This is a genomic window from Stutzerimonas sp. FeSN7, assembly GCF_030263795.1.
Lineage (GTDB): Bacteria > Pseudomonadota > Gammaproteobacteria > Pseudomonadales > Pseudomonadaceae > Stutzerimonas > Stutzerimonas stutzeri.
Map to the genome: position 1 here is coordinate 3,834,021 of NZ_JARPMN010000001.1, position 13,480 is coordinate 3,847,500.

Annotated in this window: 11 protein-coding genes, 4 tRNA genes and 2 rRNA genes (1 of these 17 running past the window's edge); all 17 read right to left on the minus strand. The window is 58.0% G+C overall.

Going from position 1 to position 13,480, the window contains the following annotated elements:
- Positions 1-23 precede the first annotated feature (23 nt).
- Entirely contained in the window at positions 24-4,094 is a 4,071-nt protein-coding gene (gene rpoB, locus P5703_RS18325; RefSeq protein WP_011911981.1) for a DNA-directed RNA polymerase subunit beta, read from the minus strand.
- Positions 4,095-4,306: 212 nt separating this feature from the next.
- The gene (gene rplL, locus P5703_RS18330) at positions 4,307-4,675 is read right to left on the minus strand and encodes a 50S ribosomal protein L7/L12 (RefSeq protein ID WP_011911980.1); all 369 of its coding nucleotides are present in this window, start codon (positions 4,673-4,675) and stop codon (positions 4,307-4,309) included.
- Between the two features lie 80 nt (positions 4,676-4,755).
- Positions 4,756-5,256, minus strand: coding sequence for a 50S ribosomal protein L10 (gene rplJ, locus P5703_RS18335; protein ID WP_011911979.1), 501 nt, complete (start codon positions 5,254-5,256; stop codon positions 4,756-4,758).
- A 209-nt stretch (positions 5,257-5,465) separates the two neighbouring features.
- Positions 5,466-6,161 (minus strand): 50S ribosomal protein L1, encoded by a 696-nt coding sequence (gene rplA / locus P5703_RS18340; protein WP_279641334.1) that lies wholly within the window; start codon positions 6,159-6,161, stop codon positions 5,466-5,468.
- Positions 6,161-6,592 (minus strand): 50S ribosomal protein L11, encoded by a 432-nt coding sequence (gene rplK / locus P5703_RS18345; RefSeq protein WP_011911977.1) that lies wholly within the window; start codon positions 6,590-6,592, stop codon positions 6,161-6,163. Before rplK ends, rplA begins: the two co-directional genes overlap by 1 nt.
- Positions 6,593-6,702: 110 nt before the next feature.
- The gene (gene nusG, locus P5703_RS18350) at positions 6,703-7,236 is read right to left on the minus strand and encodes a transcription termination/antitermination protein NusG (protein WP_011911976.1); all 534 of its coding nucleotides are present in this window, start codon (positions 7,234-7,236) and stop codon (positions 6,703-6,705) included.
- 9 nt (positions 7,237-7,245) lie between these two features.
- Complete coding sequence (secE, locus tag P5703_RS18355) at positions 7,246-7,614, minus strand: preprotein translocase subunit SecE (protein WP_011911975.1); 369 nt, start codon at positions 7,612-7,614, stop codon at positions 7,246-7,248.
- 42 nt (positions 7,615-7,656) lie between these two features.
- Positions 7,657-7,732 (minus strand) — tRNA-Trp (locus P5703_RS18360).
- 51 nt (positions 7,733-7,783) lie between these two features.
- On the minus strand, positions 7,784-8,977 hold the full coding sequence (gene tuf, locus P5703_RS18365; protein ID WP_011911986.1) for an elongation factor Tu: 1,194 nt from the start codon (positions 8,975-8,977) through the stop codon (positions 7,784-7,786).
- Positions 8,978-9,061: 84 nt separating this feature from the next.
- Positions 9,062-9,137, minus strand: a tRNA-Thr gene (locus P5703_RS18370).
- A 26-nt stretch (positions 9,138-9,163) separates the two neighbouring features.
- Positions 9,164-9,237, minus strand: a tRNA-Gly gene (locus P5703_RS18375).
- 25 nt (positions 9,238-9,262) lie between these two features.
- Positions 9,263-9,347 (minus strand) — tRNA-Tyr (locus P5703_RS18380).
- A 141-nt stretch (positions 9,348-9,488) separates the two neighbouring features.
- Positions 9,489-10,160, minus strand: a complete 672-nt coding sequence (locus P5703_RS18385) for an SPOR domain-containing protein (protein ID WP_125856740.1) — start codon at positions 10,158-10,160, stop codon at positions 9,489-9,491.
- Positions 10,161-10,184: 24 nt separating this feature from the next.
- The gene (locus tag P5703_RS18390; RefSeq protein WP_125856741.1) at positions 10,185-10,925 is read right to left on the minus strand and encodes a pantothenate kinase; all 741 of its coding nucleotides are present in this window, start codon (positions 10,923-10,925) and stop codon (positions 10,185-10,187) included.
- The gene (birA, locus tag P5703_RS18395) at positions 10,922-11,869 is read right to left on the minus strand and encodes a bifunctional biotin--[acetyl-CoA-carboxylase] ligase/biotin operon repressor BirA (RefSeq protein WP_011911971.1); all 948 of its coding nucleotides are present in this window, start codon (positions 11,867-11,869) and stop codon (positions 10,922-10,924) included. Before birA ends, P5703_RS18390 begins: the two co-directional genes overlap by 4 nt.
- Before the next feature lie 118 nt (positions 11,870-11,987).
- A 5S ribosomal RNA gene (gene rrf, locus P5703_RS18400) occupies positions 11,988-12,103 on the minus strand.
- A gap of 134 nt (positions 12,104-12,237) precedes the next feature.
- Positions 12,238-13,480, minus strand: a 23S ribosomal RNA gene (locus P5703_RS18405) (it continues 1,648 nt past the right edge of the window).

Consider the following 13,480-nt stretch of genomic DNA (forward strand, 5'->3'; position numbering starts at 1 on the left):
GGTGCCGCGCAGGCGGTGCGTGGTTATTCGGTTTCCAGATCGATATCGATACCGAGCGAGCGGATTTCTTTGATCAGCACGTTGAAGGACTCCGGCATGCCGGCCTCCATGCGGTGATCGCCGTCCACGATGTTCTTGTACATCTTGGTCCGCCCGTTCACGTCGTCCGACTTGACCGTGAGCATTTCCTGCAGGGTGTACGCGGCGCCATAGGCCTCCAGGGCCCAGACCTCCATCTCCCCGAAACGCTGACCACCGAACTGCGCCTTGCCGCCCAGCGGCTGCTGGGTGACCAGGCTGTACGAACCGGTGGAACGCGCGTGCATCTTGTCGTCGACCAGGTGGTTCAGCTTGAGCATGTACATGTAGCCGACGGTGGTGGTGCGCTCGAACGCATTACCGGTACGGCCGTCAAACAGCTGCATCTGGCCGCTTTCCGGCAGATCGGCCAGCTTCAGCATGGCTTTGATCTCGCGCTCCTTGGCACCGTCGAACACCGGGGTCGCCATCGGCACGCCCTTGCGCAGGTTGTTCGCCAGGTCCAGCACTTCCTGATCGCTCAGGTCGTCCAGATTCTCCTGACGCCCGCCGATCTCGTTGTAGATCTCGTGCAGGAACTTGCGCAGCTCGGCGACCTTGCGCTGCTCTTCGAGCATCAGGTTGATCTTCTCGCCCAGGCCCTTGGCCGCAAGGCCCAGGTGGGTTTCGAGGATCTGCCCGACGTTCATACGCGACGGTACACCCAGCGGGTTCAGGACGATGTCCACCGGCGTACCGTTGGCATCATGCGGCATGTCTTCGACCGGCATGATCACCGAGACCACACCCTTGTTACCGTGACGACCGGCCATCTTGTCGCCCGGCTGGATGCGACGCTTGATGGCCAGGTAGACCTTGACGATCTTCAGCACGCCCGGTGCGAGGTCGTCGCCCTGCTGCAGCTTGCGCTTCTTGTCTTCGAACTTGTCGTCGAGCAGCTGACGGCGATCGGAGAGGTAGGCCTGGGCCTTCTCCAACTGCTCATTCAGCGCGTCTTCGGCCATGCGCAGCTTGAACCACTGGCCATGCTCGAGCCCGTCGAGGATCTCGTCGGTGATCACAACACCCTTCTTCAGACCTGCACCGCCCTCGGCAGTCGCACCGACCAAGGCCGAGCGCAGACGCTCGAACGTGGCGCCTTCGACGATACGGAACTCTTCGTTGAGGTCCTTGCGGATCTCGTCGAGCTGCATCTTCTCGATGGCCAGCGCACGGGAGTCGCGCTCAACGCCGTCGCGGATGAACACCTGCACGTCGATGACGGTGCCCTTGGTGCCGGTCGGCACACGCAGGGACGTGTCTTTCACGTCGGAAGCCTTCTCACCGAAGATCGCACGCAGCAGCTTCTCTTCCGGGGTCAGCTGGGTTTCGCCCTTCGGCGTCACCTTGCCGACCAGGATGTCGCCTGGGCCGACTTCGGCACCGACGTAGACGATACCGGCCTCGTCTAGCTTGTTCAGCGCAGCCTCACCCACGTTCGGGATGTCTGCGGTGATCTCCTCTGGGCCGAGCTTGGTGTCGCGCGACACGCAGGTCAGTTCCTGGATATGGATAGTGGTAAAACGGTCTTCCTGAACCACGCGCTCCGAGAGGAGGATGGAGTCCTCGAAGTTGTAGCCGTTCCACGGCATGAACGCGACGCGCATGTTCTGACCCAGTGCCAGCTCGCCCATGTCGGTGGACGGACCGTCGGCCATGATGTCGCCACGCGCCACCACGTCACCCTTGCGCACCAGCGGACGCTGGTTGATGCAGGTGTTCTGGTTGGAGCGGGTGTACTTGGTCAGGTTATAGATGTCGACACCCGCTTCGCCGGTCTCGACCTCATCGTCACGCACGCGCACCACGATACGGCTGGCATCGACCGAGTCGATCACGCCGCCGCGACGAGCGACCACGCAGACGCCGGAGTCGCGTGCCACGTTGCGCTCCATGCCGGTACCTACCAGCGGCTTGTCCGAACGCAGGGTCGGCACGGCCTGACGCTGCATGTTGGAACCCATCAGCGCGCGGTTGGCGTCGTCGTGCTCGAGGAACGGAATCAGCGAGGCAGCGACGGAGACGACCTGCTTCGGAGAGACGTCCATCAGGGTCACGTCTTCCGGCGCCTTGACGGTGAATTCGTTCAGATGACGCACAGCCACCAGCTCGTCGACCAGCTTGCGACCGTCCAGCTTGGCGCTGGCCTGAGCGATGACGTGGTCGGCTTCTTCGATTGCCGAGAGGAATACGATCTCGTCGGTGACTTCGCCATCCTTGACCACGCGGTACGGACTTTCCAGGAAGCCATACTGGTTGGTGCGGGCGTAGGCGGCCAGCGAGTTGATCAGACCGATGTTCGGACCTTCCGGAGTTTCGATCGGGCAGACGCGGCCGTAGTGAGTCGGGTGCACGTCACGCACCTCGAAGCCGGCACGCTCACGGGTCAGACCGCCCGGGCCGAGTGCGGAGACGCGGCGCTTGTGGGTGATCTCCGAAAGCGGGTTGTTCTGGTCCATGAACTGCGAGAGCTGGCTGGAACCGAAGAACTCCTTCACCGCCGCCGCAACCGGCTTGGCATTGATCAGGTCCTGCGGCATCAGGCCTTCGCTTTCGGCCATCGACAGACGCTCTTTGACCGCACGCTCGACGCGCACCAGGCCAACGCGGAACTGGTTTTCGGCCATTTCGCCGACACAGCGCACGCGACGGTTACCCAGGTGATCGATGTCGTCAACGATGCCCTTGCCGTTGCGGATGTCGACCAGGGTCTTCAGAACCGCGACGATATCCTCACGGCTCAGTACGCCGGAGCCCTCGATCTCGGTACGACCGATACGGCGGTTGAACTTCATCCGGCCGACAGCCGACAGGTCGTAGCGCTCGGCAGCGAAGAACAGGTTGTTGAACAGCGTCTCGGCGGCGTCCTTGGTTGGCGGCTCGCCCGGGCGCATCATGCGATAGATCTCGACCAGCGCTTCGAGCTGATTGGTGGTCGAATCGATCTTCAGCGTGTCGGAAATGAACGGACCACAATCGATGTCGTTGGTGTACAGCGTCTCGAAGCGTACGACCTGCGCCTTGACGATCTTCGCCATGACGTCGACGGTCAGCTCGGTGTTGCACTCGGCGATGATTTCGCCGGTGGCCGGATGCACGATCGCCTTGGCGACGGTACGACCCAGGACGTAATCCATCGGCATCTCGAGTTCTTTGATGCCGGACTTGTCGAGCTGGTTGATGTGGCGAGCGGTGATGCGACGGCCCTGCTCGACGATGACTTTGCCGCTGTCATCCTTGATGTCGAAAGTAGCGATCTCGCCGCGCAGACGCTGCGGTACCAGCTCCAGCGCCAGGGTTTCGCCTTTGACGTGGAAGACGTTGGTATCGTAGAAGGCGTCCAGGATCTCTTCGGTGCTGTAATTGAGCGCACGCAGAAGAACCGACGCCGGCAACTTGCGGCGACGGTCGATACGGACGAACACTGCGTCCTTCGGATCGAATTCGAAGTCCAGCCAGGAGCCGCGGTAAGGAATGATGCGCGCGGAGTACAGCAGCTTGCCGGAGCTGTGGGTCTTGCCGCGGTCATGATCGAAGAACACGCCCGGCGAACGATGCAGCTGGGAAACGATGACGCGTTCGGTACCGTTGATGATGAAGGTACCGTTCTCGGTCATGAGGGGGATTTCCCCCATGTAGACTTCCTGTTCCTTGATGTCCTTGATGGCCTTGTTCGACGACTCTTTGTCGAAAATGATCAGGCGCACCTTGACGCGCAGCGGAACGGCGAAGGTCACGCCGCGCAGGACACATTCCTTGACATCGAAAGCCGGCTCGCCCAGGCGATAGCCGACGTACTCCAGCGCTGCATTGCCGGAATAGCTGATAATCGGGAAAACGGATTTGAAGGCTGCATGCAAGCCAATGTCGCGGAACTGATCTTTGGTCGCTCCCGCCTGCAGGAATTCGCGATACGAATCCAGCTGGATGGCCAAAAGATACGGCACGTCCATCACGTGCGGTAACTTGCTAAAGTCCTTGCGGATACGTTTTTTCTCAGTGTATGAGTAAGCCATCAGCGTTCCCCAGCTTGGTCACCTGCTTGTTGGCTTCTCCCGACGGGAGCAGCCAGAAAATCTTGCGAACCCCATGGTTCGCGCCACCTGTAGGTGGCTTCCGAGGAAGAGCCAGCATGGCTGGCTTTCCATAACGGAAAAAGGCCGGTGGCAAGAGCCACCAGCCATCAGCCTGTCGCGAGTCGCTCGGGCTGTAGACGCAAGGTCGTCGCTTACTTGAGCTCGACTTTGGCGCCAGCTTCTTCCAGAGCCTTCTTGGCTGCTTCGGCTTCTTCCTTCGAAACGCCTTCCTTGACCACGCCCGGGGCGCCGTCAACGACAGCCTTGGCTTCTTTCAGGCCCAGACCGGTCAGCTCGCGAACCGCCTTGATCACGTTCACTTTCTTGTCGCCGGCTTCGGCCAGAACGATGGTGAACTCGGTCTGCTCTTCAGCAGCCGGGGCAGCGGCAGCCGGGCCAGCGGCAACAGCGGCAGCAGCGGTAACGCCGAAAGTTTCTTCCATCGCCTTGATCAGCTCGACGATTTCCATGACGGATTTCTGGCCGATCGCTTCGATGATTTGCTCGTTAGTCAGAGACATGACTATCTATTCCTGTATTGGGGTGACAGCTTACGCAGCCATCAAATTAAACATGTGATTTTGAAAGGGCTCACGCTGCCTTAGGCAGCCGCAGCTTCTTTCTGGTCGCGAATAGCTGCCAGGGTGCGAGCGAGCTTGCTGGTGGCGCCTTGAATCACGCTCATCAGCTGTGCAATGCCCTCTTCGCGGGTCGGCAGGCTTGCCAGTACGTCGATCTGGTTTGCTGCGAGGAACTTGCCCTCGAACGCAGCTGCCTTGATCTCGAACTTGTCCTGACCCTTGGCGAATTCCTTGAAGATACGAGCAGCAGCGCCCGGATGTTCATTGGAAAATGCGATCAGGGTCGGGCCTTTGAACACGTCGTTGAGCACGTCGAACTGAGTGCCTTCAACAGCGCGCTTGAGCAGGGTGTTACGCACGACTTTCACGTATACACCAGCCGCTCGGGCCTCTTTACGGAGTCCGGTCATTGCGCCGACGGTCACGCCACGGGCATCAGCCACGACAGCGGACAGACCGGCTTTGGCAGCCTCGTTGACTTCAGCGACGATGGCCTTCTTGTCTTCGAGTTTAATTGCCACGGGTTTACTCCTGGTTTTTACCGTTTCGTCAGGCCGAAGCCCGACGGCGTTTTGGTGTCTGATTCGGTACGAATCGGGAGCACCATCTGCGTAGGCTCAAGAGATCACTCTCCGGGTTTAAGGCTTGCGCCACCTACGGTCTTGGATAGCCCCCGCCAGGCAGGGACCCCAATCTTGCGAGCCGCCTCACGAATGAGGCGACTGATGTCTTACGCTTCCAGGGAAGCCTGATCGATGACCAGTCCCGGACCCATGGTGGTGCTCAGGGTCACGCGCTTGACGTAAATACCTTTGGACGTCGACGGCTTCAGGCGCTTCAGATCCGACAGCAGCGCTTCGACGTTCTGCTTCAGAGCAGCGGCGTCGAAACCGACTTTACCCACGGAGGTGTGGATGATGCCGTTCTTGTCAGTACGGAAACGTACCTGACCGGCCTTGGCGTTCTTGACAGCGGTCGCGACGTCCGGAGTGACAGTACCCACCTTCGGGTTCGGCATCAGGCCACGCGGACCGAGGATCTGGCCCAACTGACCAACGACACGCATAGCATCCGGAGAGGCGATGATGACGTCATAGTTCAGGTCGCCGCCTTTCATTTCGGCAGCCAGATCGTCCATACCTACGCGGTCAGCACCGGCGGCCAGAGCAGCTTCGGCGCCCGGGCCCTGGGTGAAAACGGCTACGCGGACGGTCTTGCCAGTGCCATTCGGCAGAACGGTTGCACCGCGAACGACCTGGTCGGACTTACGCGGATCGACACCGAGATTGATCGCGATATCGAACGACTCGGTGAACTTGACAGCAGAAACCTCTGCCAGCAGCTTGGCGGCGTCTTCGAACGCGTACTGCTTGCCGGATTCGATTTTCTCAGCGATAGCCTTCTGGCGCTTGGTCAGCTTAGCCATTACACACCCTCCACATTCAGACCCATGCTACGAGCCGAACCAGCGATGGTCCGAACGGCAGCTTCCATTTCGGCAGCAGTCAGATCAGCCTGCTTGGCCTTGGCGATCTCTTCCAACTGCGCACGAGTGACGGTGCCGACCTTCTGAGTGTTGGGGCGAGCGGAACCGCTGGTGATGCCAGCAGCTTTCTTCAGCAGCACTGCAGCAGGAGTACTCTTGGTTTCAAAAGTGAAGCTGCGATCGCTGTAGACAGTGATGATCACGGGAGTCGGCAGACCGGGCTCCTGACCCTGGGTCCGGGCGTTGAACGCCTTGCAGAATTCCATGATGTTGACGCCGTGCTGACCCAGAGCGGGGCCGACGGGTGGCGACGGGTTAGCCTGACCGGCCTTTACCTGAAGCTTGATGTAAGCTTGAATCTTCTTAGCCATAGTTACTCCGTTACGGGTTATAACGCCTTGCGGCTCCCCATTGCTGATTTATCCCAGTGACGACAAAACCCCGCAGCCTGAAGCTGCGGGGTGAGGGATGCTTCGTTCAGTTAAACCTTTTCGACCTGACTGAACTCCAGCTCTACTGGCGTAGAGCGACCGAAGATAAGAACCGCAACCTGGATTCTGCTCTTCTCGTAATTAACCTCTTCGACCACGCCATTGAAATCTGCGAACGGACCATCGGCCACCCGCACCACTTCACCTGGCTCGAAGAGCGTTTTCGGTTTCGGCTTATCACTGCCATCGGCGACGCGACGAAGAATGGCCTCAGCCTCTTTGTCCGTAATGGGCGCCGGCTTGTCAGCCGTACCGCCGATAAAGCCCATCACACGAGGAGTATCCTTGACCAGGTGCCAAGTACCCTCATTCATCTCCATCTGAACGAGCACGTAACCTGGGAAGAACTTGCGCTCACTCTTGCGCTTCTGCCCGTTACGCATCTCGACCACTTCCTCGGTCGGAACAAGAATCTCGCCGAACTCATCTTCCATGCCGGCAAGCTTGACGCGCTCAATCAGAGAGCGCATGACGTGCTTCTCGTAACCCGAGTAAGCATGCACAACATACCAACGCTTAGCCACGAGACACCCTTAACCCACAACCATGGAGACCAACCAGCCAAGCAGGGAATCGAGCCCCCACAACAGCAGCGCCATAACCAGAACGACAACGACCACGATCAACGTAGTCTGAGTGGTTTCCTGACGGGTCGGCCAGACGACCTTGCGAATCTCGCCGCGCGCTTCTTTCAGCAACACGGCAAACGAACGCCCCTTGGACGTCTGCAGAGCAACAAACGCGGCAACCACGCCTATTGCGAGAACAGCAAGGACACGATAGAGAATAGGCTCAGCGGAGTAGTACTGATTGCCAACAACAGCAACCACAACCAAAGCAGCCACAACAAGCCACTTCACCAGATCGAAGCGCGCATCATTGGCTTCAGCTTTGACATTCATCTGCTAGAACCTTGTAAAGACTGCCATATTCGATATTGAAAATGGCAGGCCAGGAGGGAATCGAACCCCCAACCTGCGGTTTTGGAGACCGCCGCTCTGCCAATTGAGCTACTGGCCTAGAAAGAGACAGGCCGACTATTATGCCGACCTGCTTCAAACAGATCAATCGTTATTCGACGATCTTGGCAACCACGCCGGCACCAACGGTACGACCACCTTCGCGAATCGCGAAGCGCAGGCCGTCTTCCATGGCGATCGGCTTGATCAGGGTGACAACCATCTTCACGTTGTCGCCCGGCATTACCATCTCGACGCCTTCCGGCAGTTCGCACGAACCGGTCACGTCAGTGGTACGGAAGTAGAACTGCGGACGGTAGCCCTTGAAGAACGGGGTGTGACGACCACCTTCTTCCTTGGACAGCACGTACACTTCGGCTTCGAACTTGGTGTGCGGCTTGATGGTGCCCGGCTTGGCCAGAACCTGACCACGCTCCACTTCGTCACGCTTGGTGCCACGCAGCAGCACGCCGCAGTTCTCGCCAGCGCGACCTTCGTCGAGCAGCTTGCGGAACATCTCAACGCCGGTGCAGGTAGTCTTGGTGGTCGGACGCAGACCGACGATCTCGATCTCTTCCTGAACCTTGACGATGCCGCGCTCTACGCGACCGGTTACCACGGTGCCGCGACCGGAGATCGAGAACACGTCTTCGATCGGCATCAGGAACGGCTTGTCGATGGCACGAACCGGCTCGGGGATGTAGCTGTCCAGGGTTTCGACCAGCTTCTTCACCGCGGTGGTGCCGAGCTCGTTGTCGTCTTCGCCGTTCAGCGCCATCAGCGCGGAGCCGATGATGATCGGAGTGTCGTCACCCGGGAAGTCGTAGGTCGACAGCAGGTCGCGAACTTCCATCTCGACCAGCTCGAGCAGCTCGGCGTCATCAACCATGTCGGCCTTGTTCAGGAACACGACGATGTACGGAACACCAACCTGACGGGACAGCAGGATGTGCTCGCGAGTCTGCGGCATGGGGCCGTCAGCAGCCGAGCAAACCAGGATCGCGCCGTCCATCTGGGCAGCACCGGTGATCATGTTCTTCACGTAGTCAGCGTGACCCGGGCAGTCAACGTGCGCGTAGTGACGGACGTTGGAGTCGTACTCTACGTGGGCGGTGTTGATGGTGATACCGCGAGCCTTCTCTTCCGGAGCGCTATCGATCTTGTCGAAGTCGACACGAGCGGAACCGAAGACCTCGGAGCACACGCGAGTCAGAGCGGCAGTCAGAGTGGTCTTGCCATGGTCGACGTGACCAATGGTGCCGACGTTGACGTGCGGTTTGTTACGTTCGAACTTTTCTTTAGCCATCGAGACCGTCTCCCATCGTTGAATTGAGCTAGTCACGCCACCATTAAAACAAAGGCAGATATTCACATATCTGCCTTTGAGGTTTGGAGCTCATGAGCGGATTTGAACCGCTGACCTCACCCTTACCAAGGGTGTGCTCTACCAACTGAGCTACATGAGCGAAACATATACCGCAAACATCGAACCTGGAGCGGGTAGCGGGAATCGAACCCGCATCATCAGCTTGGAAGGCTGAGGTTCTACCACTAAACTATACCCGCGAACGCCGAAGCTTACGCTTGAATCTGGTGGAGGGGGAAGGATTCGAACCTTCGAAGTCTATGACGTCAGATTTACAGTCTGATCCCTTTGGCCGCTCGGGAACCCCTCCAAAGTGAGGCGGCATTTTCATCATCTGCCACCACGCTGTCAAGCATTTTCTCATATAAATCTTGAGGTTAGCTTCAATGACAGCCGCTCCACGAAGAGCCCATTCGGCCCTCGCTGCGAAGCGGGCGCCATTCTATGCAAACTATTCAGAAGTTGCAACGCCCGCGCAGGGCATCTGCCGATGCTGCAGCTCCGGCATGTCGTTCTTCAACCCCTGCAACATTGCATCGTCCAGCTGACCACGGCTGGCGGCCCCTACGCGCACCCAGTACTTGCGGTGCATTCTCGGCAACTCTCGAACCAGCGCCGCATAATCCACCTCGCGCAAGCGCGCAACGACCCCTTCTGCAGAGTCTTTGCGGGAAAATATTCCAAGGGAAATGCCGTTTGCCAGATCGCCTACCGTAATGATGTAGCTGTCGATATTGCGACTTTGCAGCTCTCGCAACTGACGCAAAGACGCCTGCCTGGACGCTAGAGGAGGCAGATACACCCAGTAGTCCACGCCACTGGCTGTATCCACCTCTTGTATTTCAGACTGTACGTCCAGGCTTAGCAGCCTCTGCTCCAGGGCTTCCGCCGGCAGCCGATCATCGAACCCACCCAGGAACAAGCAACCGTTCTCTGCAGCGAGCGGCGAGACACTGCTTCTGCGCTCCTTTGCTGAAGATTCACTTAGCAGCGTTATGTTCTGCTGAGGGCGATTATAGGAATCCAGCGGCGTTATTTCTTTGACACGGACCGGAGACTGATACTGGTGCTGAATCCAGAAAAAAACATTCAAAAGCACCAAAAGAAGAAACAACCAACGCATTCGATTTTCAACCTTATAGATGCGCTAGGGGCAAGCGATTGCCAGCCCTCGGAAAACGAGATCCGGCACCCGCTGGACCAGATCGATATCCTCTATGAGCGCAGCGTCCCCTCCCGTGGCGTATACACTGACGTCCGTCCCGAAACGACCACTGGCGTGCGCGATTTGCGACGACACAAAGCTGCGAAGCATCAGCAGGCAGCCGCGCTCCACTGCTTCACCTGTAGTGCGCCCAGGCTGTAGAGCGTCGCACGAGGAAAGCTCCTCCTCCATCGAATAACGTATGCGCTGCGTATGAGTATGTAACTGACTTCTCAGCAAGGACAGGCCGGGACAAATGTAGCCACCTAGGTGCAAGCCGTTCTCATCCACAAGATCCGCAGTTACTGCCGTGCCCAGGTCCACCACAAGCATCGCATTGCGCCTTAACTGAAAAGCGCCAACCATAGCCAGCCAGCGATCCATCCCGAGACGCTCGTACTCTAGATATCCATTGACTACCCCGCCAAGCTCCTTCGAGGGCACAGCGCGCTGCACCCCAACACCTAGCGCGTCCGATATACGCGAGCAGATTTCTGCGGTTTCCTGATCGCTGCGGACACTGACCAATCTGGCTTTTGATATTCGCAACAAGGCCAAACTGGTGAGTTCGCTCAACAGCTCTATCGACGAACTCGAGGCCCCTTGCGCAACCACGACTCCAGAGTCAGGGCTCAACGCGCGCCACTTGATCAAGCTGTTGCCGCAATCCAGCTCAAGAATCATCGATCCAACCTCAAGCTAAGTTCTCCCCCACTGAAGGAACGCTCAACACCATCAATCATTAGCCTGAGCCCACCTTGCGGATCGACCCCTAAGACTGTTCCTGATAGCTCATGCGCGCCGGTACTAAGCGTACAGCTTTGCCCCTGCCAAATATGGGCGGCCTCCCACTCCTCCCTGAGGCTGGCGAAACCAGCAGCCAGGTGTCGATCAAGGTATGTCTTGAGCGTGGCGGCGAACGTCAGCAGCAGCTCATTTCGATCAACCATCCCAATCCACTCCCGGAGCGATGTCCATGGTTGGTCGATCCCCTTAGCGTCCGCCATATTCACATTGATCCCGATGCCGGCTATGACATGGCACTCATCCGCCGGATCCCCGGTCAACTCCAGCAGGATCCCGCCAATCTTGCGCCCGTCCACATACACGTCGTTCGGCCACTTCAGCCCGGCTTGAGGCAATCCCATTCCGCGCAATGTCTGCATGACGGCCAAGCCGACCACCAGACTCATGCCCGACAGCTGCCTAGTGCCACCGTGCACCTTGAACGCCAAGCTGCAATACAGGTTCTGCCCGAACGGACTCACCCAGTGCCGCCCACGCCGCCCCCGTCCGGCAGACTGAGACTCGGCAACTACCAGGAACGGAGCCCGACCAGTAGACAGAAGCCGTAGAGCTTCTGCGTTTGTCGAGTCGAGAGCGTCGAAGAGATAGAGCTCCCAGCCCAACGCCTCCAATTGCGGAAGCAACTGATCTTCGGCGAGCAGCGACAATGGCTCTGCCAATCGGTACCCGCGGCCTGGGACCTTATAGAGGGGGAGCGCCGTTTCATTCTGAATGCGCTGGAGGTGTTTCCAGACAGCACTGCGACTTACTCCCAATGCCTCGCCCAACTCCTGCCCAGAATGAAACCGCCCATCTTGGAGCAACCTTAAAAGCTTATTCATGCCACCCCCATAACGAGGCCCGAATAATAGCGATACAGAGAATGGCTGCACAAAGCTTTCTGCCGCTCCAAAAGCAAACCCCCGACCCGCTTACGCGGATCGGGGGTTTGGTGTATGAGCTTGACGATGACCTACTCTCACATGGGGAAACCCCACACTACCATCGGCGATGCATCGTTTCACTTCTGAGTTCGGAATGGGATCAGGTGGTTCCAACGCTCTATGGTCGTCAAGCAATTCGGTTGCTGCTTCGGGGTTTAGCCGCTGCAGCGAATTGGGTGTGTGATCGAATCGGTATTGCGTGTTCGTGCAGATTTTCGGTCTGTTTGTCGACTTACCGTCTAACAGCCAAATTGTTTGGGTGTTATATGGTCAAGCCTCACGGGCAATTAGTATTGGTTAGCTCAACGCCTCACAGCGCTTACACACCCAACCTATCAACGTCGTAGTCTTCGACGGCCCTTTAGGGAGCTCAAGGCTCCAGTGAGATCTCATCTTGAGGCAAGTTTCCCGCTTAGATGCTTTCAGCGGTTATCTCTTCCGAACGTAGCTACCCGGCAATGCCACTGGCGTGACAACCGGAACACCAGAGGTTCGTCCACTCCGGTCCTCTCGTACTAGGAGCAGCCCCTCTCAAATCTCAAACGTCCACGGCAGATAGGGACCGAACTGTCTCACGACGTTCTAAACCCAGCTCGCGTACCACTTTAAATGGCGAACAGCCATACCCTTGGGACCGGCTTCAGCCCCAGGATGTGATGAGCCGACATCGAGGTGCCAAACACCGCCGTCGATATGAACTCTTGGGCGGTATCAGCCTGTTATCCCCGGAGTACCTTTTATCCGTTGAGCGATGGCCCTTCCATACAGAACCACCGGATCACTAAGACCTACTTTCGTACCTGCTCGACGTGTCTGTCTCGCAGTCAAGCGCGCTTTTGCCTTTATACTCTGCGACCGATTTCCGACCGGTCTGAGCGCACCTTCGTACTCCTCCGTTACTCTTTAGGAGGAGACCGCCCCAGTCAAACTACCCACCATACACTGTCCTCGATCCGGATAACGGACCAGAGTTAGAACCTCAAGGTTGCCAGGGTGGTATTTCAAGGATGGCTCCACGCGAACTGGCGTCCACGCTTCAAAGCCTCCCACCTATCCTACACAAGCAAGCTCAAAGTCCAGTGCAAAGCTATAGTAAAGGTTCACGGGGTCTTTCCGTCTAGCCGCGGATACACTGCATCTTCACAGCGATTTCAATTTCACTGAGTCTCGGGTGGAGACAGCGCCGCCATCGTTACGCCATTCGTGCAGGTCGGAACTTACCCGACAAGGAATTTCGCTACCTTAGGACCGTTATAGTTACGGCCGCCGTTTACCGGGGCTTCGATCAAGAGCTTCGCTTGCGCTAACCCCATCAATTAACCTTCCGGCACCGGGCAGGCGTCACACCCTATACGTCCACTTTCGTGTTTGCAGAGTGCTGTGTTTTTAATAAACAGTCGCAGCGGCCTGGTATCTTCGACCGGCATGGGCTTACGTAGTAAATACTTCACCCTCACCGGCGCACCTTCTCCCGAAGTTACGGTGCCATTTTGCCTAGTTCCTTCACCC